Origin of the sequence: Streptomyces sp. NPDC088707 (assembly GCF_044752725.1) — a bacterium.
GTDB lineage: Bacteria > Actinomycetota > Actinomycetes > Streptomycetales > Streptomycetaceae > Streptomyces.
This window is the reverse complement of the sequence record NZ_JBIVLV010000013.1, coordinates 218,025-239,580: the sequence shown is the minus strand read 5'-3', so window position 1 is coordinate 239,580 and position 21,556 is coordinate 218,025. Positions and strand designations below refer to the sequence as shown.

Annotated in this window: 16 protein-coding genes and 1 pseudogene; 2 read left to right on the top strand and 15 right to left on the bottom strand. The window is 73.1% G+C overall.

Annotation, left to right across the window (positions count from 1 at the left end):
- Nucleotides 1-20: 20 nt before the first annotated feature.
- The 5 genes from ACIP84_RS32930 to ACIP84_RS32910 all read right to left on the bottom strand — a co-directional run bounded on the left by ACIP84_RS32930 (nt 21) and on the right by ACIP84_RS32910 (nt 7,752).
- Nucleotides 21-632 (bottom strand): helix-turn-helix domain-containing protein, encoded by a 612-nt coding sequence (locus ACIP84_RS32930; RefSeq protein ID WP_401802936.1) that lies wholly within the window; start codon nt 630-632, stop codon nt 21-23.
- A gap of 228 nt (nt 633-860) precedes the next feature.
- On the bottom strand, nt 861-2,021 hold the full coding sequence (locus ACIP84_RS32925; RefSeq protein ID WP_401802933.1) for an acyl-CoA dehydrogenase family protein: 1,161 nt from the start codon (nt 2,019-2,021) through the stop codon (nt 861-863).
- Between the two features lie 3 nt (nt 2,022-2,024).
- On the bottom strand, nt 2,025-2,786 hold the full coding sequence (locus ACIP84_RS32920) for a thioesterase II family protein (RefSeq protein ID WP_401802930.1): 762 nt from the start codon (nt 2,784-2,786) through the stop codon (nt 2,025-2,027).
- On the bottom strand, nt 2,783-4,423 hold the full coding sequence (locus tag ACIP84_RS32915; protein WP_401802927.1) for a GMC family oxidoreductase: 1,641 nt from the start codon (nt 4,421-4,423) through the stop codon (nt 2,783-2,785). Before ACIP84_RS32915 ends, ACIP84_RS32920 begins: the two co-directional genes overlap by 4 nt.
- Complete coding sequence (locus tag ACIP84_RS32910; protein ID WP_401802925.1) at nt 4,420-7,752, bottom strand: amino acid adenylation domain-containing protein; 3,333 nt, start codon at nt 7,750-7,752, stop codon at nt 4,420-4,422. The genes ACIP84_RS32915 and ACIP84_RS32910 overlap by 4 nt, the downstream gene beginning before the upstream one ends.
- A gap of 266 nt (nt 7,753-8,018) precedes the next feature.
- Between ACIP84_RS32910 and ACIP84_RS32905 the strand changes: the two genes are divergently transcribed.
- Nucleotides 8,019-8,612, top strand: a complete 594-nt coding sequence (locus ACIP84_RS32905) for a flavoprotein (protein ID WP_355965127.1) — start codon at nt 8,019-8,021, stop codon at nt 8,610-8,612.
- A gap of 115 nt (nt 8,613-8,727) precedes the next feature.
- Here ACIP84_RS32905 and ACIP84_RS32900 read toward each other — a convergent pair whose 3' ends face one another.
- From ACIP84_RS32900 to ACIP84_RS32860, 9 genes are all read right to left on the bottom strand, one after another.
- A complete protein-coding gene (locus ACIP84_RS32900) occupies nt 8,728-9,135 on the bottom strand; it encodes a RidA family protein (protein ID WP_266970090.1) in 408 nt (135 codons plus the stop codon).
- Nucleotides 9,136-9,197: 62 nt separating this feature from the next.
- On the bottom strand, nt 9,198-10,661 hold the full coding sequence (locus tag ACIP84_RS32895; RefSeq protein WP_401802922.1) for an NAD(P)/FAD-dependent oxidoreductase: 1,464 nt from the start codon (nt 10,659-10,661) through the stop codon (nt 9,198-9,200).
- A 173-nt stretch (nt 10,662-10,834) separates the two neighbouring features.
- Complete coding sequence (locus ACIP84_RS32890) at nt 10,835-11,584, bottom strand: methyltransferase (protein ID WP_355965130.1); 750 nt, start codon at nt 11,582-11,584, stop codon at nt 10,835-10,837.
- A gap of 87 nt (nt 11,585-11,671) precedes the next feature.
- Complete coding sequence (locus ACIP84_RS32885; RefSeq protein WP_401802919.1) at nt 11,672-12,955, bottom strand: Cmx/CmrA family chloramphenicol efflux MFS transporter; 1,284 nt, start codon at nt 12,953-12,955, stop codon at nt 11,672-11,674.
- 316 nt (nt 12,956-13,271) lie between these two features.
- Entirely contained in the window at nt 13,272-13,790 is a 519-nt protein-coding gene (locus ACIP84_RS32880; RefSeq protein WP_401802917.1) for a group II truncated hemoglobin, read from the bottom strand.
- Between the two features lie 115 nt (nt 13,791-13,905).
- The gene (locus ACIP84_RS32875; RefSeq protein ID WP_401802915.1) at nt 13,906-14,853 is read right to left on the bottom strand and encodes a BTAD domain-containing putative transcriptional regulator; all 948 of its coding nucleotides are present in this window, start codon (nt 14,851-14,853) and stop codon (nt 13,906-13,908) included.
- A 355-nt stretch (nt 14,854-15,208) separates the two neighbouring features.
- On the bottom strand, nt 15,209-16,183 hold the full coding sequence (locus ACIP84_RS32870) for a class I SAM-dependent methyltransferase (RefSeq protein WP_401802912.1): 975 nt from the start codon (nt 16,181-16,183) through the stop codon (nt 15,209-15,211).
- Entirely contained in the window at nt 16,180-17,037 is an 858-nt protein-coding gene (locus ACIP84_RS32865; RefSeq protein WP_401802909.1) for a thioesterase II family protein, read from the bottom strand. The genes ACIP84_RS32870 and ACIP84_RS32865 overlap by 4 nt, the downstream gene beginning before the upstream one ends.
- Nucleotides 17,034-17,657, bottom strand: a complete 624-nt coding sequence (locus ACIP84_RS32860; protein WP_401802906.1) for a hypothetical protein — start codon at nt 17,655-17,657, stop codon at nt 17,034-17,036. Before ACIP84_RS32860 ends, ACIP84_RS32865 begins: the two co-directional genes overlap by 4 nt.
- A 469-nt stretch (nt 17,658-18,126) precedes the next feature.
- Between ACIP84_RS32860 and ACIP84_RS32855 the strand changes: the two genes are divergently transcribed.
- On the top strand, nt 18,127-21,273 hold the full coding sequence (locus ACIP84_RS32855) for a BREX system ATP-binding domain-containing protein (RefSeq protein WP_401802903.1): 3,147 nt from the start codon (nt 18,127-18,129) through the stop codon (nt 21,271-21,273).
- On the opposite strand, the pseudogene ACIP84_RS32850 reads toward ACIP84_RS32855, so the two are convergent.
- Nucleotides 21,266-21,441: pseudogene (locus ACIP84_RS32850) on the bottom strand (helix-turn-helix domain-containing protein); the annotation flags it as partial. The gene ACIP84_RS32855 and the pseudogene ACIP84_RS32850 sit on opposite strands and share 8 nt — an antisense overlap.
- Nucleotides 21,442-21,556: the final 115 nt, after the last annotated feature.

The window sequence follows — 21,556 nt, the reverse complement described above, 5'->3', positions numbered from 1 at the left end:
CCTCCTCGCCCGTCTCCGGCTCAGCCGCCGGAGGCGGGCGTTCGGCCTGTCGGCCTGGCGCGGATGTGCATGCGCTCGCCCTGGCGTCCGAAGAGGCTGAGCACCTCGACCGAGCCCTGCCCCGTGCTGCCGAACCAGTGCGGCAGCCGGGTGTCGAACTCGGCCACCTCGCCCGGGTCCAGGACGATGTCGTGGTCGGCCAGGACGAGCCGGAGCCGGCCGGAGAGCACGTACAGCCACTCGTATCCCTCGTGGGTGCACAGCTCCGGGGTGTCGCGGCTCGCCGGGAGGACCATCTTGTAGCTCTGCAGCGGTCCCGGCTGCCGGGTCAGCGGCAGCACCGTGTTGCCGTTCACCGCGTGTGGCTTGAGCCGGACCCTCGGGTCGCCCACGTCGGGGGCGCCGACCAGTTCGTCGATCGGGACCTGGTGGGCCTGGGCGATGGGCAGCAGCAGTTCCAGGCTGGGGCGGCGCTGGCCGGCCTCCAGGCGCGAGAGCGTGCTCTTGGAGATGCCGGTGACCTCCGACAGAGCGGCGAGGGTGACACCGCGGGCGGTACGCAAGCGCTTCAGTCGGGGACCGACGGCGGACAGGGCCTGGGCGATGGACGAGGGCTGCTCCACGTCCGTCATTACATGCACTCGTTCCGGAATTTGCAAAGAGAGGTGCTGTTTTCGGACGTCGATCCGATCCCCCGAAGGCGTGCCCTCACGCGAGCGCCCCGCCCGTCGCGCGCCGGGGGGTGGGGCGCGCGGCGGACGGGGCGGGTCTTGCGGGCCGAGGCCTTGAGGTGCAGGCCATGCGGTGGAGACCTTGAGGTGCAGGCCTTGAAGTGCAGGCCTTGCCTCGGAGGACCTGTCTCACAGGCCCAGCGAGCGGCCGATCAGTTCCTTCATCACCTCCGTCGTCCCGCCGTAGATGGTCTGCACCCGGCTGTTGACCCACTCGCGGGAGATCGCGCTCTCCTTGAGGTAGCCGAAACCGCCGTGGATCTGGAGGCACCGGTTGGCGATGTCCACCTGGAGTTCGGTCGTCCACCACTTCACCTTCGCGGCGTCCGTCACCGACAGGCGGCCCGCGTCCAGTTCCGTGATGCAGTGGTCGAGGAAGACCTGGGCGATCGTCAGTTCCGTGTCCATCGTCGCCAGCTGGAAGCGGTTGTGCTGGAAGGTGCCGATCGGCCGGCCGAAGGCCTCGCGTGTCTTCGCGTACTCCAGCGTGTCGGCGAGCATCCGTTCCGCCGCTCCCACCGCCACGGTCGCGATGCTGAGCCGCTCCCGGGGCAGTCCGGCCATCATGTAGGCGAGGCCGGCGTTCTCCTTGCCGATCAGGTTCCCGGCCGGTACCCGGCAGTCGTCGAAGAACAGCTCGCAGGTGTCGCTGGCGTGCCAGCCGAGCTTCTCCATGCGCCGGCCGCGGGTCAGGCCGGGCGTGCCGCGCTCCACCACCAGCAGGCTGATGCCCTGGGCGCCGCGCTCGGGGGCGGTCTTCGCCGCGACCACGACGACGTCGGCGTTCTCGCCGTTGGTGATGAAGGTCTTCTGCCCGTTGAGGACGTACGCGTCCCCGTCCCGTACCGCGGTCGTACGGATGTCGGCGACGTCGGAGCCGGCGTCCGGCTCGCTCATCGCGATGGCCGCGATCAGCTCGCCCGCGCACAGTCCGGGCAGCCAGCGCTTGCGCTGGTCCTCGGTGGTCCGATCGGCGAGGTACGTGGCGATGACGTCGTTGTGCGCCACGAAGCCGGGCGCGGTGGCCCGGGCCCACATGATCTCCCGCTGGAACACCGCCGGGTAGCGGTAGTCCGGCTCGCCGCCTCCGCCGTACGCCGGGTCGACGCCGATGCCGAGGAGCCCGGCCCGGCCCGCGGCCCGCCACACCGAGCGGTCGACGATGCCCTCCCGTTCCCAGCGGGCGTGGTGCGGGACGACCTCGCGGTTCAGGAACTCGCGGCAGGTCTGCCGGAACTGTTCGTGCTCCGGCCCGTATCCCGGGCGCGGGCCGTTGGCGCTCCGTGCCATGGCTCAGCCCTTCCCGGTGCGCGTGTCGGTGTCGTCGCCGATGATCGCCAGCGTCTCCTTCGGGTGCTGGACCGCGGCGAAGTGGCCGCCCTCGATCTCCACCCGGCGGACCGGGGCGGAGCTGTGCGCCGACCACGGCCACACCCGCTCCGGCGGGGCGTGCACGTCCTCCCGCGCGGCGATCAGGGTGAGCGGGAAGTCCACCCGAAGGCCCGCCGCCTCCCGGGCGAACTCCGCCCGCACGCAGTCGTCCTCGCGGAGCATCCGCAGGAGGATCCGGCTCATCGCCGGTTCGGCGAGCACCGCGGGCGGAGTCCCGCCGTCGGCCGCCGTACGGGCGAGGAGTTCGTCGTCGGGGACGGTGGCGAGCAGGGCTCCCGGCCGCTGGAGCGCCGGCGGCACCGCCCCCGAGAGCACCGATCGCACCGGTGCCAGACCGGTCTGGCGGGCGACGTGCTCGGCCACCGCGAGGCTCATCGTGGCGCCGAAGCTGTGCCCGAACGTCGCCCAGCACAGCCCGGGGGACCGTTCGCGCTCGGCGAGCAGATCCGCCACCACCTGCTCGGCCATGGCCCGTACCAGACCGTGGTAGTTGACCGCCTTGCGTTCCTGGCGGCGCGCGCCGCGGCCGGGCGCGTCCACGCCCCGGATCCGCAGCCGCGGCTCGCCGAGGGTCTGCCAGCCGCGGTAGACCTGTGAGGTCGCCCCGGCGTGCGGGAAGCAGTAGAGCCGCACCGGAGGGCTCGTGACAGGGTGCACGGTCATTCCTTCATGCTCCGGGCCAGCTTCTCGGCCAGCATCAGGGTGGTCAGATTGGTGGGGGCGCTGGGGATCACGGGGAAGAGCGAGGCGTCGGCGATCCGCAGGTTCTCGGTGCCGTGCACCCGGCCCTCCTGGTCGGTGACGGCGTACGGGTCGGAGTCCGGGCCCATCCGGCACGAACCGGCCGCGTGCCAGCCGGGGTTCATGATGTGCCGGACCCCGCTGCGCAGCACGCCGTCGTTGGCGACCATCCGGTCGCTCCAGAACTGCGTACGCGTCAGCCGGGCGGACAGGCCCGGGGAGCGCAGGAAGCCCCATGCCCTGCGGACGCCGTGGCAGAGGCGGTCGATGTCCTCGGGGTCGGTCCCGAGGCCGAGTTCGATGACGGGGGAGGCGAGCGGATCGGCGCTGTCGAGGAAGACCCGGCCGCGGGAGCGGGGGCGCAGCAGCATCACGGACATGCCGACGACCAGGGGCCAGCCGAGCCGGTCGACGAAACCGGGGATGGTGTGGCTCTCCACGTTGTTGAGGAGCCCCATCTGGACGTCGACGTCGTCGTCGAAGCCGCTGCTCATACGGGCCGCCACCTGCCGCCAGGGCAGGCCCGGCGTACACACGCCGTCGGCCGGCCGGGACCAGATGACGACGGACGGGTGGTCCACCAGGTCGCGGCCCACGCCGGGCAGGTCGGCGACCGGGTCGATGCCGAGGGCGCCGAGCAGGGCCGCGTCGCCGACGCCGGAGCGCTGGAGTATCACGGGGGTGCCGACGGCCCCGGCGGCGAGGATCACGTGCCGGGCCCGGACGGTGTCGAGCCGCCCGTCCCGTTCGGTCTCCACGCCGACGGCACGGCTCCGGTCCTGCGGGTCGAACAGCACCCGGGTGACCCGTACACCGGGACGGATGTGGAGCAGGGGCAGGTCGCGGGCGTCGGAGAGGAAGGCGGTGGCGGCGTCGATGCGTTCGCCGTCGACCGTGTTGCCGGGGATCGGGCCGATTCCGGCCTCCTCCCCGGAGTTGAGGTCGGGGAGGTCGGTGACGCCCTGGCGGTTGCACTCCTCCCAGAACGCGGCGTCCAGGGGATGGACCCGCTCCCGCGGGGTCCGCCGGATCGGGAGCGGGCCGCCGTCGCCGTGCGGGGGGCGGTCGGGGTAGTCGATGTCGTTCTCGATGGCCCGGTAGAAGGGCAGCACGTTATCCCAGGACCAGTCGGGGTTGCCCTGCGCCGCCCAGGCGGCGAAGTCACGGGGCAGCCCGCGCAGGGCGATGGCACCGTTGACGGCGGAGCCGCCGCCGACGACCTTGCCGAGCTGGTAGGGGAAACGTTCCCAGAGGGCGCGGGCCGGGGTCCCGGTGCCGTCACCCCCCTTGAGCAGGTCGTCGAGGCGGCCGCTGCTGCGGAGGTTGGCCCGGTAGTCCCAGTTGAACCCGGCGAGCACGAGCCGGCCTGCGTCGGCCAGCGGGTGGGCGCGGTCGCGGGGGACCGGCTGGTCGGGTCCGGCCTCCAGGAGCAGCACGGTGCCGGAGCCGCGGGCGGCCAGCCGTGCGGCGACGAGCGCGCCGGCGGAGCCGCCGCCGACGACGACGTGGTCCCACTCGGCCACGGCGGAGTCCTGGTTCGCGCCAGGCGTCGTGGTCATGCCGCGGACTCCTCGGACCGCTCGGACTTCGCGGGCTCTTCGGACCCGCCCAGGCGCTCCGACTTTGCCGCCGGGCCGATCAGTTCGGCGAAGGACGAGATCGACGCGTTCATGAACAGGCCCTCGACCATCTCCTGCTCCATGTCCGCCTCGATGCCGAACTCCGCGCGCAGCACCGTGAGCAGACCGACCGCGTGCAGCGAGTCGCCGCCGATGTCGAAGAAGCCCTCCTCGACGCCGAAGTCGCCGTGGCCGAGCTGCTGGGACCAGAGCGCGAAGAGCCGCTCCTCGACCTGGCTGCGCGGGGCGACCCGGGCCCCGGCGGTCTCGGCGTCGTCGTTCCACGGCGTGGGCAGCGCCTTGTGGTCGATCTTCCCGTTGGTGGTCAGCGGCAGGGTCTCCAGGGTGAGGAAGCGGCTGGGCACCATGTAGCCCGGCAGAGCGGCGGCGAGCGCCTCGCGCAGTTCGGCCGGGTCGGGCACCGCGCCCGCCTCGGGCACCACGTACGCCGCGATCTGCCGCTGTCCGGTACGGGCGTGGGCGGGCGCGGTGACGAGGGCGGTGCGCACCTCGGGCCGGCGCAGCAGCGCGGCCTCGATCTCGCCGAGTTCGACGCGATAGCCGTTGATCTTCACCTGGAAGTCCTCGCGGCCGAGGATCTCGATGTCGCCGCCGGGCAGATACCGGCCGAGGTCGCCGGTCCGGTAGATCCGCTCCCCGGTGACCGGGTGGACCGGGAAGCGTTCGGCGGTGCGCTCGGGGTCGCCGAGGTAGCCCTGGGCCACGCCGGTGCCGCCGATGTGGATCTCGCCGGTGACCCCGACGGGCGACGGCTCCTGCCACTGGTTGAGGACGTGCATGGTCTGGTTGGCGAGCGGCTTGCCGTACGGGATGCTCGACCACTCCGGCCGGACGTTCTCGACGGGGTGGTGGATCGACCAGATGGAGCCCTCCGTGGCGCCGCCGAGGCTGATCACCCGCATCGCCGGGAGCTTCTCGCGGATCCGGGCCGGCAGGTCGACGGGGATCCAGTCACCGCTGAGCAGGGCGAGGCGGAGCCGGCAGCCGCGGGGCACCGGGCCGTCGCCGAGGGCGTCGATCCACATCCGCATGGGCGCGGGCACGCTGTTCCAGATGGTCACCCCGTAGCGTCCGACGAGCTGGGACCAGTGGGCGAGGTCGTTGCCGCGCGCCGGGTCGGGGACGACGACGGTGCCACCGGCGCCGAGGACACCGAAGAGGTCGTACACGGACAGGTCGAAGCCGGCCGGGGCGAGCGCCATGGTGCGGTCGTCCGGGCCGACGCCGAAGCGGCGGTTGATGTCCTGGACGGTGTTGGCGGCGCTGCGATGGGTGATCATCACGCCCTTGGGCTCACCGGTGGAGCCCGAGGTGAAGATGACGTACGCGAGGTCGTCGGGTCCCTGGCGGCGCCCCGGCGACCACTCGGGGCAGGCCAGGGTCTCCGTGTCCTCGGGGGTCACTACGGTCACGCCGTCCGGCCAGGGCAGCGACTCGCGCAGTTCGGGGTCGGTCACCACGGCCCGTACGGAGCAGCGGGCGAGCAGCTTCAGGCGCCGCTCCTGGGGCAGTTCGGGGTCGATGGCCACGTACGCGGCGCCGGTGTGCAGGACGCCGAGCAGCGCGGCGAACTGGGCGGCGCCGGGCCGCATCGACACGGCGACGATCTCGTTGGGGGCCGCGCCGGGCGTGCGGAGCAGCCGGTGGGCGATCCGGTGGGCGGACTCGGTCAGCTGCCGGTACGTGGTCTCGGCGCCGGGCGTGATCACCGCGGGCGCGTCGGGGCTGCGCAGGGCGGCCTCGGCGACCAGTTCGTGCAGGAGCGCGGCCGGGATGTCCTGGGCGGTGGCGTTGGCCCGGGCGCGCTCCTCGGCCTCCGCCGCCGGCAGCGGCACGATGCCGCGCGTGGCGTCCCACAGCCCGGGCTCGTCGACGAGGCGGTCGAGCAGAGTCGTGTACGCCGCGAACATGGCCTCCAGGGTGCCGGCGGGGAACAGTCCCTCGACGGCGTTCCAGTTGACCGACAGCCGGCCGTCGAGCTCCAGGATCTGGTTCTCCAGCCACACCTGTGGCGTGCGGCTGTGGTCGTGGACCAGGGGACCGAAGGACTCCAGGCGGCGCGCGCCGGGCGCGCCGCTCCCGCCGGCCCCGAGGGTGCTGGAGAAGACCACCGGCAGCGACGCCCGGCCGTCGTCCCGGCGGCGGGCCAGGTCGCGCAGCACCCGGATGCCGCCGTGCGGGTGCGCCAGGTCCTGCAGGAGGCGCTGCTCCAGGTCACGGGCCCGCTGGACGAAGCTCTCCTCGGGGCGGCCACCGACGGCGAGCAGGCTCGGGTCGAGGAAGTTCCCGATGACGTCCTCGACCCGCGGGTGCAGTCCGAGCCGGTGGAACTGGGTGACGGTGAGGGTGAACTCCTGCCGCCGCGACCAGGTGCGAAGGACCTCCGCGTAGGCGGCGAGCAGCACGCCGGACGCGGTCAGGCCGTGCCGCTCGGCCGCCGCCCGCAGCGCCGCCCAGCGCTCGGGGGAGAGCCGCGCCCGGTGCCGTACGAAGCGGGGGGTGCCGAGCTGCTCCGGCGCGGCGGCCAGGGGCAGTTCGGGCGCGCCCGGCAGGGCGTCCAGGCGGTCCGCCCAGTAGGCGGCGGACTCCCGGCCCAGGGCGTCCCCGCGCAGCTCCTCCCGGGCGAGGACGTAGTCGCGGAACGAGACCTCCGGCGGCTCGGGCCGCCACGCCGGGTCGTCGTGACATCGGCGCCACTCGTCCATGAGCCGGTACAGCCCGCGCATGTCGAGGAACAGCAGGTCCACGGCGACGTGGAGGCGCGACCGGTCGTCGTCGAGCCGGGTGACCCGGACGTCGAGGAGCGACGTCCGGTCCAACGGCAGCACCTGACCGGTGAGTTCGGCGCGTACGCGTTCCAGCTCCGCCGTCCGCTCGGACTCCGGCCGGCCGCGCAGGTCCGTGACGCCGATGGCGTACGGCTCCACCTCGGCCGCGGGGACGACGCGCTGGGTCTGGTCGCTCCCCGCCACCGTGCGCAGGGCCTCGTGGCGGGCGATCACGGTGCGCAGGGCCTCGGTGAGCCGGTCGGGATCGAGGGCGGGACAGTCGAACTCCAGGTAGTACTGGCTGGAGATGCCGCCCAGTTCGAGCCCCTTGTGGCGGCCGATCAGGTACGCCTGCTGGATGTCGGTCAGCGGGAAGGGTTCGTGCCGGTGCTCCGGCCGCGGCTTGAGCTCGAGGAGCCGGTCCTCGTCCAGGCGGGGGTGACCGGCACCGCCGCGCAGCCTTGCGAAGAGATCCTCCATCGTCGTCCGTCCCTTTTCCTCGGATGCCCTGCCGGGCTTTCGGATGCCGTGCCCCGGGTCTTCGGATGCCCCGCCGGGCTTTCGCATTCCCTTGCGAGAAGCGACGTTATGCAGCGGGCCTGAACGGTCTCAATACGGTGGGACCGTAGGGACGACCGAAGGATTTCGGGGCCGCTGGACCGTCGCTGGACCGGCTCTGGACTCGCTCTGGACTGCCCCGCCGGGCCCCTTGACCTGCGGCGGGACGGCGGCGACATCATCGGCTCATGGGAATTCGAATCTCCCCGGAATCGACCGGGAAACGCATACTCATCGGTGCCACGGGATCCATCGCGGTGACCCGGCTTCCGGCGTATGTCGAGGCGATGCGCCGGCAGATCGAGGGCAGCACGTTCACTGTTCTGCTGACGCACACGGCGACCTCGTTCCTTTCCCCGGAGAGCGTCGCGCTCTTCGCCGAAAGGGTGGTGAGCGGGGAATCCCCGGCGGACTGGCCCACCGACAAGCCCTCCCGGCTCGCCGCCGACCACGACATCCTCGCGGTGCTGCCGGCCACCGCCCACACCCTCGCCTCCGCGGCCGCGGGCGCCGCCCCGAACCGGCTGCTCACGGTCGCGCTGTCGGTGGACTACCCGGTGGTCCACTTCCCGGTGATGGGCGCCAGGATGTGGCACAAGGCGGCCGTGCAGCGGAACATCGCGCGGATCCGCGAGGACGGCGGTCTCGTCAACGAGCCGGAGTGGCACGACGGCTTCGACCCGACCACCGGAACGGTCAGCCGGCATCCGGCCCTGCCCGCGCCGGAGACCGTGGCCACGGTGATCGAGGACCTCCTGGCCAAGCAGCGGCCTTCCACCTGACCTCCGTGACACACGTACAGCAGGGCCCCGCCGGATCCGGCGGGGCCCTGCCGCACGTACGTCGTGCGCGCGTCCTGCGAAGTGCGTCGTGCGGGGCGGTTCGGGGGGCCGGCGGCTACTCCGCGATCGCCGTGGCCTCGATCTCGATCAGGAAGTCGGGCTCGGCGAGGGTGGCGACCCCCACCAGGGTGGTCGGCCGGATGACGTCGGCGCCGAGCTTGGCCGCCGCGCGCTCGGCCCCCGCCGTGATGGCGTCCCATTTGTCGAGCGACCAGTCCACCGCGTAGATGGTCAGCTTCACCACGTCGTCGAACGAGGCGCCGGCCGCGGCGAGACCGGTGGCGATGTTGAGGTAGACCTGCTCGGTCTGCGCCGCCAGGTCGCCCATGCCGACCGGTTCGCCGTCGGCGGTACGCGGGGTCTGGCCGCTCAGGAAGATGACGCGGCTTCCGGTGCCGACCGCCAGCTGCCGCCAGCCGTAGGGCTTGGTGAGTCCGGGCGGGTCGATGTTCTCGACGGCCATGGGGTGTCCTTTCCGGAGGGAGGGTCTGGTCGTGGTGGTGGCGAGCCTGGGGTGCCGGTCGGTCAGCTGTGTTCGCGGCAGGTCGCGTAGTACTTGCGCAGCAGGCTGACCAGCTCGGGGTCGAAGCGGGAGGCGAAGAGCAGCTCGGCCGGCGGGGTGAACTCGGGGTCGAGCTCGTCGGCCCAGGCGAGGGTGGCCGGGCGCAGGTCCATCTCGATCCACTGGTGCCACTCGACGGGGATCGTCCAGTCCTGCTCGTACCCGATGCCCATCTGGTGGTCGATGAGGAGGTCGACGATCTCCTCGCGGGTCCCGGTCGAGTAGGGCTGCCGCAGCGGCGTGAACCGGTCCAGGTCGGCCTGCGGCTCCTCACCGAGGATGCGGGCGGCGAAGTCCTGGGCGAGCAGCGGCGACAGGTGCAGTCCGTCGCGGTAGGTGCCTGTCATGACGGTCAGGCCGACCATGCCGCCGTCGCCGAGCAGCGGGAAGCCGTCCATGGACACGGGGCGGTTGCCGACCTGGACCTTGGTGACCTCGCTGTTCCAGAGGTTGCGGCGGACCTGGCGGTGGGCGCACTGGAGCAGGAAGACCAGGTCGCGCATCTCGGCGGTGTCGCGCGGCTCGACGGCGATGACGTTGGTGGCGCCGACGTAGACATGACCGTCGCCGCGGGGCACCACGTGCAGGCCGCAGGCGAAGGAGCGGTTCGGCGTACGGATGACGCTGTCCGGGCTCGTGCCGTCCTGGGTTTTGATCAGCGAGGAGACCCCGTAGCCGCTGACCAGCCGGGGGATGCGGGGGCCGACGGGGAGACTGTCGAGGAGTTCCTGGGTGCGGGCGCCGGCGGCGAGGGTGATGTGGTCGGCGGAGATGGTCCGGCCGGAGGCGAGCGTGACTCCGCTGACCCGTTCGCCGCGGTACTCGACGCGGGTGGCGAACTCGGGGACGAGGGTGACACCGGCCCGGACGGCGGCCGATTCGAGCCGCTCCAGGAGTGCGGCGGCGTTGACCGCGTGCTCGCCGGGTATGTGGAACGCCTTCAGCGGGCGGGAGATGGGCTCGGCGTCCACCCAGTCGAGGTCGGTGGGCTCGACGTCCTCGAACGGCTCCTCGTAGCGGGTGAGTTCGGCGCGGATGGCGTTGTAGTTGGCGTCGTCGATCTCGGCGGTGCCGATGGTGTTGAGGACGACGGTGGTGCCCTGGGCGGTCCTGACCGGCGCGCCCTCCGTCTGCTCCTCCAGCTCCTCCAGCCACGGGCCCCACAACTCGGTCGCCTTGATGCCGAGTTCGAGCTTGTGGCGGCCGTGCTCGGTGGCCAGCAGCGAGGTGGTGACCTCGCCGAAACAGCCGAGCATGGCGCCGGCCGCGGCCGATCCCGCCCAGGGCCGGTGGGGTTGGCCGAGGACGGCGACGCGCTGTCCTCGTCGCGCCAGGACCCAGGCGAGCGACAGTCCCAGGACTCCGTTTCCGGCGATGACGATGTCGTAGCCGGTACCGTCCGCGTCTGCGTTCCTGTTGGCGTTCATCAATGTCCAATCTCCCGGGGCGCTGTCAGGTCGCCCCGATGGGTGTGGGTGGGTCGATGGCGTCGGAACTGCTGGTGCGAGTGGTGCGAGTGGTGTGTGTGGGGCCCCGGCGCAGGGGAGGTCTCGGTGCACGTGAGGCCTCGGTACGCGAAAGGCGCGCAAGCGCGCGAGGGTCAGCGGAGCCGGAACTCGTAGAGGGTGAAGTCCATGTGGACGATGCCGCGTTCGTCGGTGTGCGCCTTGACCACGGGGGAGTCGCCGAACTCGGCGGCGGGCAGCTCGACGGACTCGGTGCGGATCCGCTTGCCCTCGAACCCGGCCTCGTCGGCGGCGCGCAGCATCTTGAACGGGTTGCCCATGGCCTCGCTGGTGCCCAGGTAGACGCGACCGTCGGGGGCCAGATGACGCACCACGTCGCGGAAGAAGCGGTTCACCAGGCCGTACCCGGGGTCGAACACCGCGCGCTCGATGTGCCCGGCGTACGGGCGGTCGGCGGGCGCCTCGATGAACGGGGTGTTCCAGAAGACCGTGTCGAGCTGTTCCTCGGGGTCGAGGGCGTCGAAGAGGTCGCTGGTCAGGGCGGTGAACCGGTCCGCGACTCCGTGCCGCTCGGCGTTGCGCCGGGCGTTCTGCACGGCGGCCGGGTTGATGTCGGTGGCGAGCACCCGCGCCGCCCCGTGCTGCGCGGCGAGCACGGCGGCGACACCGGCGCCGCAGCCCAGCTCAAGGAAGCGGTCGCCCCGCTCGTAGGGCACCCAGGAGGCGAACAGACCGGGTCCGGGATCGGTGTAGGGCGGGAACACCTCGGGCAGCAGGTCCCATTCCCTGCCGAGCAGCGAGAAGGTCGACTGCGTGGGGCGGTCGGGGCTCTGGATCTGTGACACGACCCAGGTGCCGAGTTCGTAGCCCAGCTCGTTGTCCATGAGGTCCTCCCTGCAGGGGGAGCCGGCGGAGAGTCCCGGGGGAGGAGCTCTCCGCGGCTACCGGTGATGGTGTGTCATGACGGTGGATCAGTTGTCCGCGACCGCCTGTGCGTTCGTGCCGGCGTTCGCGCTCGCGTCCGCCGTGGCGCTCGCGGACCCGGCGTCGCGGGCGGCCCGGTTGCGGGCCATCGCGCGCTCGACCAGGACGACCGGGATGGTGAGGACGGCGAGCCCCGCACCCAGCCACGGGATCGAGGTGAGACCGGCACCGGCGCCGAGTGCCACGCCCGCCAGGACGGGGACCACGCTGATGCCGAGCTGGAACATGGAGACGGCCGTGGCACCGGCGAGGGTCGGCGCTCCCGACGCCACGGTGAACACCCGCCCGTAGATCGCCGGGTTGAGGACGAAGCCGGCGACGCCCAGGAGCAGGACCAGGGGGACGACGGCCACGGCGTGGTCGGCGAGGAGCGCGAGCAGCACGGAGCAGACGAGGATCCCGCCGGCCCCGATGAGCAGGGCGTGGTGGGGGCGCCCGTCGGCGATCCGGCCGCCGATCGAGAGGCCGATGAAGGCCCCGATGCCGAAGAGGACGAGGATGCCGGGCACCCACACGGAGTCGACACCGGTGACGTCCGTGAGGAAGGCGGCGAGGTAGTTGTACGAGATCATGTAAGCGGCGGTGCTGAGCAGGGTCGCGGCGTACACCACCCACAGCTGCGGCTGCCGCATCGTCTGCAACTCGCGCTTCACGCTGGGCTCCTGCGCCGCCTTGGTGGCGGGCACGGCGACGATCGTGGCGACAGCGCTCAGCACGGTCAGCGCGACCACCGCCCAGAAGCCGCCCTGCCAGCCGGTGAAGTGGCTGAGGAAGGCGCCGGCCGGGCCGCCCGCGACCATCGCGATGCTGAGACCGCTGACCACCACACCGGAGGCCCGGGCGGTGCGGTCGGGGGTGACGAGGGAGATCGCGGTGACCGCGGCGACCGCCCAGAACCCGGCGTACGCCAGGCCGATCAGGAACCGGGTGACGAGCAGCACGGTGAAGTCGTCGGTCAGCAGACCGACGGCCACCCCGGCGGCGAACACGGCCTGCGAGATCACCAGGGTCGTACGGCGCGGCCAGCGCAGGGTCAGCACCGCCAGCGGCGGGCCGCCGATCACCACGCCGATGGCGAAGGCCGAGATGAGCGCACCGGCGGACGACAGCGAGATGTCGAGGTCGTCGGCGATGTCCGGGAGGACACCGGCGAGCAGGAACTCGGCGCTGCCCATCGCGAACAGGCTGAACGCGAGCAGGTAGACGGCGAGCGGCAGCCTGCCGTTGGCCTTCGGGGCGGCGGCTTCCTGCGGTTCGGTCTGGACGCTCATCGGTAACCACCTCCCGGCTGCGTGGCGGCGAGGCGCGGGGTCCGGGCGACGTGCGGGACGGTGGTGGGGCGCGGGGTGGCGGCGGGGCGCGGGGGGACGCGTCGCACAGCCCCGGGGATGGCCAAACGCATGAGCGGACTCCTCGTTCTGACGGTTCGGGCATACGGATCAGGGCGGGTGCGCGCCGGTCTGCCGGCCTCGGCGGTCCGCCGGATCGGGGTGATCACCAGTGACGCCCATGCTGGAACCGGGCTCCGCGGACGGACAACATTTGTTGCCGATACCGGGACGCGGAGGGGGCCCGTCGGCCGGTGGATCACTCCTCACCGGGTACGCCCTCGCCCCAGCCCCACTTCTTGATGGTGGTGCGACGGGTGGGGCCGACGTCCGGCTGGGAGTTGGCCATCGCGCGGCGCGAGCCGAACTCGATGTAGCCGACGAAGGCGGAGCGGAACTCGGCGTCCTCGGGCAGCCCGACCTCGTCCATCGCCGTCAGCATCAGCTCCACCCAGCGGGCCCGCTGCTCGGGCTTGATGGCCCGGCCCCGGTGGCGGGAGACCATGTGGGGGTAGCCGCCGTGCTGCTCGGTGTAGCGCGTCGGCCCGCCGAGCACCTCGCCGAGGAAGGTCGCGACGTGCTGGGGGTGGTCGTCGTCCATGTGCGCGAAGAGCGGGGCGAGGACCTCGTCCTTGCGGACGCGGGCGTAGAACGCCTCGGTGAGCCGCTCCAGCGCCTCGGTGCCGCCGATCCATTCGTAGAGGGTGGGTACCTGGTTCTGGTGCTGGGCCTCGTCCTGCGCCGGGGCCTGCGCCGGGTTGTGGTGCTGGTCCGTCACTGTGTCGCCTCTCTCGGGTGTCTCGTGCGGTGGGGGTCGAGGTGGGGCCGGGGGGTGGGGCGGGCTCGGGAACCGAGGTGGGCCCGGAAGCCGAGAAGGGGCCGGAGGCGGGGTGTCAGGCCGCGTAGAGGTCGAAGGTCGGTGTCGGCCGGCCGCCGTGGGCCGGGGTGTCCAGGCGCGGATCGACCGAGAGCATCGCCTGGTGCAGTCGCTGGAGTTGCGGGGCGGGTTCGAGACCCAGCTCCTCGACGAGCCGGCGTCGGAGGCCGCGGTAGAGCTGGAGGGCCTCGGACTGCCGGCCGGCGCGGTAGAACGCCACCATCGCCTGGGCGTGCAGTCGTTCGTTGGCGGGGTGGAGGCGGGTCAGCTCGACGAGTTCGGCGAGGAGTTCGCCGTGCAGACCGAGACGCAGTTCGGCGTCGAGCCGGCGTTCGGTCGCGAGCAGCCGGCTCTCCTCCAGGCGCGCCGCGTGGATCCGCAGCGTCGCCCCGGCCCGTACGTCCACCAGGGCCGGTCCCTTCCACAGGGCGAGGGCCTCACGGAGCAACCGGGCGGCACGGGCGCTGTCGCCGTCGGCGAAGGCGGTGTGTCCGGCCTGCGCGGCGCGCTGGAAGGCGAAGGCGTCGACGTTCTCGTCGGCGATCCGCAGGAGATAGCCGTCGTGACCGGTGGCCAGCAGATCCCGGGCCCGGGCAGGACCGGTGGCACCGGTCCCTTTGACCGCGGCCCCAGCCATCCCAGCCATCCCAGCCATCCCAGCCGTCCCGCTCACAGCAGCCGCTTCAGCCCCTTCAGCCACCTCAGCAGTCCCTCCCGACCCGTACGGACCGCCGAGGGCGGCCGCCAGTGCCCGGCGCAGCCGCAGGATGTAGGTCTGGAGGGTGCCGTGCGCACTGCACGGGGGCAGCGGGCCCCACAGCTCCTCCTTGAGGGTGGCCACCGGCACGGGCCGGCCGGGGTGGATCGCGAGGAGCGCGAGAACCTGCCGTGTCTTCGCCGCACTCGGGACGACCGGAACTCCGTCCGTCTCGGCGTGCAGCGGGCCGAGAATCCGTATCTTCACGCGTCCTCCTTCCATCGCCGAGCGCCGTCCGGATCGGTCCCTTTCCGAAGCGGCTGTTCTGGGAAGGAACGTAGGAGTGCGGGGGTGAGGGCCTCAATACGGTGGGACCGTAGGGCTGACCGAAGAATCTGCGGAGGGGGAGTCCCTACGGGGGACGGGGACGGATCACAGGTGCCTTGTAGCGGGTGACGGGCAGGGGTGCGGATTCAGCCGCATGCCGAAGCCCCCGAGGGCGACCTGGGGCGCGCTTCGGGGGCATTACGGAACCGCGGGACTGCTAATCTCCTTAGTTAATTCGTTCGTCTTTCCTTTCCGGGTCCGCTTTTCGCCAAGGTGACAAATTCACCGGCCGGATTCAGGCGGATTCGCGCGGCCGGCACAACCGCGCGGTATGCACGGTGACGGCGGTCAGATAGAAGGCGTCGGGGCGCCAGAGGACACCGGTGCAGGCGTCCCCGTCGAGGAGCTGCTCCAGGGTGAGCCGGTCCACCAGGTCGAGGCGCTCACCGACGTCGGCGAGCAGCCCGTGCAGCCGGGTGTGGAGGTGCCGGCGCACCGGCACGTCGAGCGGGGCCGGGAACTCGATGAGGAACGTACGGGTCCCGGCGGGCACGAGCCCCGCCGAGGCCAGCAGACAGGGCCAGTCCTCGACGACGGAGGTGGCGCCGGGGAGCCGGGACCGCCGGGCGGTGACCTGCTCCTCGACGGCGGCGTCCAGGCGCGCCTGGAGCCCGGGCCGGCCGATGCCGATGTCCCGGGGCAGGAAGCGTGGCGGCAGGCCCCGCTCGGCGACGGCGAGCAGCCCGCCGGGCCGCAGCGCGGAGGCCAGGCTCCGCAGGGCGGCCTGCTGGTCGCCGAGATGCCGGCAGACGTTGCCGGTCCAGATCAGGTCGACGGGGCCCGACCGGGCGAACTCCTCGGGGTGTTCGGCCCGTTGCGTGGTGATCCGGTCGGCCAGCCCGTGCTCGGCGGCGCGGGCCTCGGCCCGGGCGAGCAGGGCGGCCGACCGGTCCACAGCGAGGACCCGGGCCTCCGGGAAGGCGGCGGCGAGGGCGTGGGAGGCCACGCCCGGGCCGCTGCCGACGTCGAGGATGCGGCGGACGGCCGCCGTGCCCCGGTCCGCGGGCCCGAACAGTCCGTGCAGCCAGCCGGCCGCCTCGGCCAGGAAGCCGGCGTGCAGCTCGGCCTCCTGCTCGGCCGGGTGCCCGGTGGGCCCCTCCGCGTCGTACGCGACCCGGGGACCGCCCGCGGGTCCGCCTCTGCGTTCGCCTTCGTCCGCGGCGCCGACGGCGTCACCGGCGAGGCCTCCGGTGCCATGCGTGGGTGTCATACGGTCACCTCCGCCGGCCAGGATGGGGACGTCGGGAACACCGGACAACTCTTGTTGCCGGTTCCGGGACCGACCGCCGGATCGTACGGAGGGGAACCGGCCGGTACGCGGGGAAGGCCGCCGCCGGCGGCGCGCGACGCACGGACCCGGGGGCGCATCAGGTCCCGGCTGAAGGTGTCGAGCAGCTCCCAGCGGGCGGTGAGCGGGAAGTAGTGGTCGCCGGGGATCGTGTCCACCCGCAGGGACCGCCGGGTGCACCGGCGCCAGCCGGCCAGGTCGGCCCCGCCGACACTCCGGTCCTCGCTGCCGCCCATGGCGGTGACCGGGCAGTGCACGACATGGCGGGGGTCGCGCCGGTACGACTCCAGGACGGCGAGGTCGGCACGGAGCGCGGGCAGCACCCGGGGCGCCCGCGACGGGTCGAGCGCGCCCGGGGGGATCCGGCCCCGCCGTCCGAGCCGGCGCAGCAGCTCGGCGTCCGGCAGCTGGGAGACGGCGTGCTCCGGGGCCGGCCGGTACGGGACGCCCGCCCCGGAGACGTACAGCCGCTCGGCCACCGCGTCGTACTCCCACTCCAGGCGGGCGGCGATCTCGTACGCGAGGAGGGCGCCGAAACCGTGCCCGTAGAGCGCGAACGGGCGGTCGCGCATGCGGGCCACGTACGGGATGATCTCGGCGAGCAGCGGTTCGAGCCGGCCGCAGGGGCGGCCGCGCGGATGGCGGCCGCGGCCCGGCAGTTCGACGGGGGTGACGACCACCGAGGTCCCGAGGGCCTCGGCCCAGGGCAGGTAGACGCCCGCCGAGGCGCCCTCGAAGGGGAGGCAGAACAGCCGGACCGACGTGTCGCCGTTCATCGGGCCACCGGTCCCCGGGACCGTACGCCGGCGGCCGGGCCGCTCGGCGAAGCCGGGCCCGGTGAGGCCGCGCGCGATGGCGCCGCAGCCGGTGGCGCCGCAGCCGGTGGCGCCGTGACCGGCAGCCCCCTGCCCTGCGAGGCCGCGCCCGGCAGTGCCGCGACCGCCGTGCCCCGCGGGACGCCGCCGCGCAGCAGTACCGCGTACGCGTCCGCCGCCTCCTCGAGGATCCGGAGCCCCGCCCGCCGGTCCATCAGCTCGCGGGCGTACCGCCAGGCGAAGGTCCAGCAGCGGTCGGAGCGCCGGATGAGGGTGGCGCACATCAATGGGGCCCGGTCGAGGGGGAGTCCGGCGGCGGACTCCCCGGCCAGACGTTCGGCGAGCCGGGTGTCCTGCACCTCGGCCCGGGTGGCCCGCCAGTCCACGATCTGCAGCCGGAAGCGGGCCTCGGGCCGCAGTGTGCGGCGCAGCATGCCGTCCGGCCCGCGGTGGAGCGCGGTGCGGGACAGGGGAGTGCCGTCCAGGACGGACTGCCACGCCTGCTCGTACACGTACGGCACGACTCCGCGCAGGGACATGACGAACTGTTCGGTGCGGAGCTCCTCGCTGATCGCGGACACGCGGTACCGCTCCCTCCATCAGATTCACGCCAATTGGCCGGTGGTGAACTCACGGTTCGGGGCAACCGCTTTCCGGGCTGTTCACTGGTCACCGCCGCACATCGGTGCCGACCGTACCCGTGCGGTCCCCATTCACCTCAATACGGGGGCACCGAAGCAATGGCCGAAGGAATACGTTCGGAATCCGTGCGGCGAGCTCCGCTGTACAAATATCGCGGCCCCCGTGTTAGCGTCGGGATCCTCGGAGGTGTGGGCCGTTCACCGGTGTTCGGGGGATCGGCGTGGAGGACTTCGACCGGTCTCCACGTCGTCTGAAGAAGGCATTTCCAGCATGACGGCGACGGTTCGGGCCATGACCTGAAAAGGGCCTTGACGCCGCCGGCTCCACAGCTTTTCCGCAAGGCCTCCCCCTGCCGAAGTGGCGACCTCGTCCGAGTCATTCCACTGTTCGGCAGGGAGGTGTGGGGCGGTGCCCAAGGAGCTGTTCGGCAGGAGCGAGGAATCGAAGACCATCACCGAGATACTGGACGCCGCGAGAGCGGGTGCGGGCGCCGTCGCCCTCGTGGAGGGCATCATCGGCACCGGCAAGACCTCGCTGCTGCGCTGGGCCGAGGAGACGGCCCGCGACCGGGGCATGATCGTCCTCTCCGCCACCGCCTCCCCGGCCGAGCAGCGCTTCCCCCTCGGGGTCGTGCACCAGTTGCTCGGGACGCTGCCGGAGACCGCGGACGGCTGGGACCGCACCTTCGCCGCCTACGGCGCCCCGCACGGCGGCCCGACCGAGCCCGACTACCCGCTCCTCGCGGAGCTGTGCGCGAGCGTCGGCCGGGCCGCGCGGCGCACCCCGATCCTGCTGACCGTCGACAGCGTCCAGCACGTCGACTGCCCGTCGCTGCTGTGGCTGGGCTTTCTGAGCCGCCGTCTGGAGAACCTCCCGGTCGTCCTGCTGGCCACCAAGCGCTGCGGCGAACCGGCCAGCGACCAGCACCTTCTGGTCGAGTTCATGGAGGGGCTGCGCCCCGACCGCCACATCCATCTGAGCGACCTCAGCCCGAGCGCGGCGCTCGATCTGGCCACGTCGCTGTGCGGCCACGGTCACGAGGCCGTGGACGCCCTGGTCGCCGGGACCGGCGGGAACCCGTACCTGCTGACCGAGCAGATACGGACGGGCCCGACGGGCCGCTCAGGCCCCCTCGTCCCCGCCGGCACGGGCCACCTCGGGGGGCCGCCGGGGCTCCCCGGCCTGCCCGGCCTGCCCGGTCTTCCGGATCTTCCGGGGCGCTCCGGTCGGGACTCCGCCGAGGCGCGCGCCGGCCGGGCGCCGGGCGACCCGGCGGACGAGCGACTGGGGCTCCAGGCCGTCAAGGAGCGCATCCTGTGCATGCTCCGGCGGATCGACCCGTACGGCCTCGAGATCGCCCGCGCCGCGAGCATCCTCTGCGGTCCGGTGGACGCCGCCCTCCTCGCGGACCTCTGCGGCCTCCCCACCGAGGACGCGTGTCGATGTATCAGCAGACTCACGGAATCCGGACTGCTCTGTCCCCATGACATGAAGTTCCGCCACCCCCTCCTCGCGGGGCTGCTCTACCAGGACATCCCGTGCGCCGAGCGGGCCGAACTGCACCGGCTCGCCGCCCGCAGGATGCGGCACCGCGGCGACCCGAACGAGGACGTCGCCGCCCATCTGCTGCGCTCCCACCGCCTGGACGAACCCTGGATGGCGCAACTCCTCATGGAGGTCGCCCAGGGCGTGGTCGAGCACGACCCGGCGGGTGCCCGCCGGCTGGTCGAGAAGGCCGTCCTGCACGGGGTGCCCGAGGGCCACGAGGACCGGGCGGAAGCCCTCCGGATCCAGGCCCTCAGCGGCCTCGACCTGCCCGCCGCGGCACGCGCCCTGACCGCGCACACCTCCACCGTCACGGCACCCGCCGAAAGGTTCCGGCACGCGCTCCGGCTCTCCGATCTCCGGCTGCGCCTCGACGACACCGCGGGCGCGCTGGAGATTCTCGAGGAAGCCCGGCGGGAGACGGCGGGCACCCTCGACCCGGCCGCCGCGGCACGACTGCGCGAGGCGATGGCGCAGGTACGGTTCCACGGCGGAGGCCGCCCCGAGAGCGGCGGCCACGGGGCCGGGGGCCATGACGACCGAGACCACGGCTACGGACCCCATGGCGACGGCGGTCATGGAGACGGACTCCACGGCGACGACGGTCATGGAGACGGACCCCATGGCGACGGAGGTCATGGAGACGGACTCCACGGCGACGGCGGTCATGGCGAAGGCGGTCCCGACGCCGGTACGCGCGGCGACGCGGGTCACCCCCCACACCACGGGCGTCACCCCGGCGACGAGGACCGTCTGCTGCGGGTCCTGCTCCTGCGTACGGCCGCCGGCGACTCCGCGGCCGCGGCGCGGCGGATCGCCGACCGCCTGCTGTCCGTCCCGCGCGCCCCGTACGGCTCCGCCCGCTGGTACCAGGCGCTGCTCGCCCAACTGTGGTCCGGTGACGTGGAGGAGGCCCGGCGGCACATCGACACCGAGGTCGGCCTCGCCCGCACCGACGGCAGCACGACCCGGATCGCCGAGGCGCTGGCCGTACGCGGACTGGTGCAGCTGCACCGCGGGCAGCTGGTCCGGGCCGAGGACGACGCGAGCGAGGCGCTCGACCTGCTCACCCGGATCCGCGCCGGCCGCTTCCACGTGGGGCCGCTCGCCCGCAGCGTGCTCATCGACGTCGCCATGGAACGGGACGACATCGCCGCGGCCGGGGCCCTCCTCGACGACGCCCCGCCGCTGCCCGGCGACCGACCGGTCACCTGGTGGCGGCTGCACCTGCTGCACAGCGCAGGGCGGGCCCTCGGCCGGCTCGGCGAGGCGCGGCGCGGTCTGGTGCTGCTCGCCCACTGCGAGGAGGAACTGGCCCGGCGAGGAATCGTCAACCCGGCGATCCTGCCCTGGCGTTCCACCCGCGCCGGGCTCCAGCTGGCCCGGCGCAACGTGGCCGCGGCCCGCCGTGCCGCCCAGGAGGAGACCGCGCTCGCCCTGCGCTGGGGCGCCCCCTTCGCACTGGGCCGGGCCCTGGTCGCCGAGTCGGCGGCGACCTCGGGCCGGGAGGCCCTGCGGCTCGCGGACCGGGCCGTGGAGCTCCTCGAACCCACTCCGGCGCCCCTGCTGTTCGCCCACGCCCTGTACGCGGCGGGGCGCGCCCACCGGCAGAGCGGCACGCCCCGCCGGTCCCGCGAACTGCTCCACCGTGCCAACGAGGTCGGCATCTCCCTGGGCGCCGACGGCCTGGTGGAGGCGGTGCAGCGGGAGCTGCGGGACGCGGGCGGCCGCCCCGACCCGCGCAAGGACTCGACGGAGTCGCTGCTCACCCCCACGGAGCGGCAGGTCTCCGAACTCGCCGCGCGCGGCCTGAGCAACCGTGACATCGCGCGGCTGCTCCAGGTGAGCCTGCGGAACGTCGAGTCCCATCTCACCCACTCGTACCGGAAGCTGCGCATCAGCGGCCGGCACGAGCTGGCCCGCTTCTTCCCCGCCGACGAACCCCCGGAGCCGGCACAGGTCCTCCTCTACCAGCACCGCGCCGCCCTCACCCCGACCGCCAATCCCTAGCCGCCGCTTCGCCCAGGGCGCGGTAGCGGTCGACCCATCGCCGGGCGGTGGTCGGTGAGACCTGGAAGCGTGCGGCGGCCCGGCGCAGGGGCCGGCCGTCCTGGACACACAGCGGGCCAGACGCAGTCGACCGGTCTCCGTCGGGGGGGGTGCATGACGGTGCCGCACGAGGGCCCCTCGGCCAGGTGGAGACGTCGTATCCCAGACCCGGGTGCACAGCAGGCGTCTCAGCTCTCGGCGGGGGCGGCGGGCTGGTCCGCCGGCCGGGAATCGGATCGCCGTC

What these genes read in the sequence shown, in the direction of transcription:
- ACIP84_RS32930 (WP_401802936.1), bottom strand. Translation starts at nt 632, where the DNA reads ATGACGGACGTGGAGCAGCCCTCGTCCATCGCCCAGGCCCTGTCCGCC.
- ACIP84_RS32925 (WP_401802933.1), bottom strand. Translation starts at nt 2,021, where the DNA reads ATGGCACGGAGCGCCAACGGCCCGCGCCCGGGATACGGGCCGGAGCAC.
- ACIP84_RS32920 (WP_401802930.1), bottom strand. Translation starts at nt 2,786, where the DNA reads ATGACCGTGCACCCTGTCACGAGCCCTCCGGTGCGGCTCTACTGCTTC.
- ACIP84_RS32915 (WP_401802927.1), bottom strand. Translation starts at nt 4,423, where the DNA reads ATGACCACGACGCCTGGCGCGAACCAGGACTCCGCCGTGGCCGAGTGG.
- ACIP84_RS32910 (WP_401802925.1), bottom strand. Translation starts at nt 7,752, where the DNA reads ATGGAGGATCTCTTCGCAAGGCTGCGCGGCGGTGCCGGTCACCCCCGC.
- ACIP84_RS32905 (WP_355965127.1), top strand. Translation starts at nt 8,019, where the DNA reads ATGGGAATTCGAATCTCCCCGGAATCGACCGGGAAACGCATACTCATC.
- ACIP84_RS32900 (WP_266970090.1), bottom strand. Translation starts at nt 9,135, where the DNA reads ATGGCCGTCGAGAACATCGACCCGCCCGGACTCACCAAGCCCTACGGC.
- ACIP84_RS32895 (WP_401802922.1), bottom strand. Translation starts at nt 10,661, where the DNA reads ATGAACGCCAACAGGAACGCAGACGCGGACGGTACCGGCTACGACATC.
- ACIP84_RS32890 (WP_355965130.1), bottom strand. Translation starts at nt 11,584, where the DNA reads ATGGACAACGAGCTGGGCTACGAACTCGGCACCTGGGTCGTGTCACAG.
- ACIP84_RS32885 (WP_401802919.1), bottom strand. Translation starts at nt 12,955, where the DNA reads ATGAGCGTCCAGACCGAACCGCAGGAAGCCGCCGCCCCGAAGGCCAAC.
- ACIP84_RS32870 (WP_401802912.1), bottom strand. Translation starts at nt 16,183, where the DNA reads ATGACACCCACGCATGGCACCGGAGGCCTCGCCGGTGACGCCGTCGGC.
- ACIP84_RS32865 (WP_401802909.1), bottom strand. Translation starts at nt 17,037, where the DNA reads ATGAACGGCGACACGTCGGTCCGGCTGTTCTGCCTCCCCTTCGAGGGC.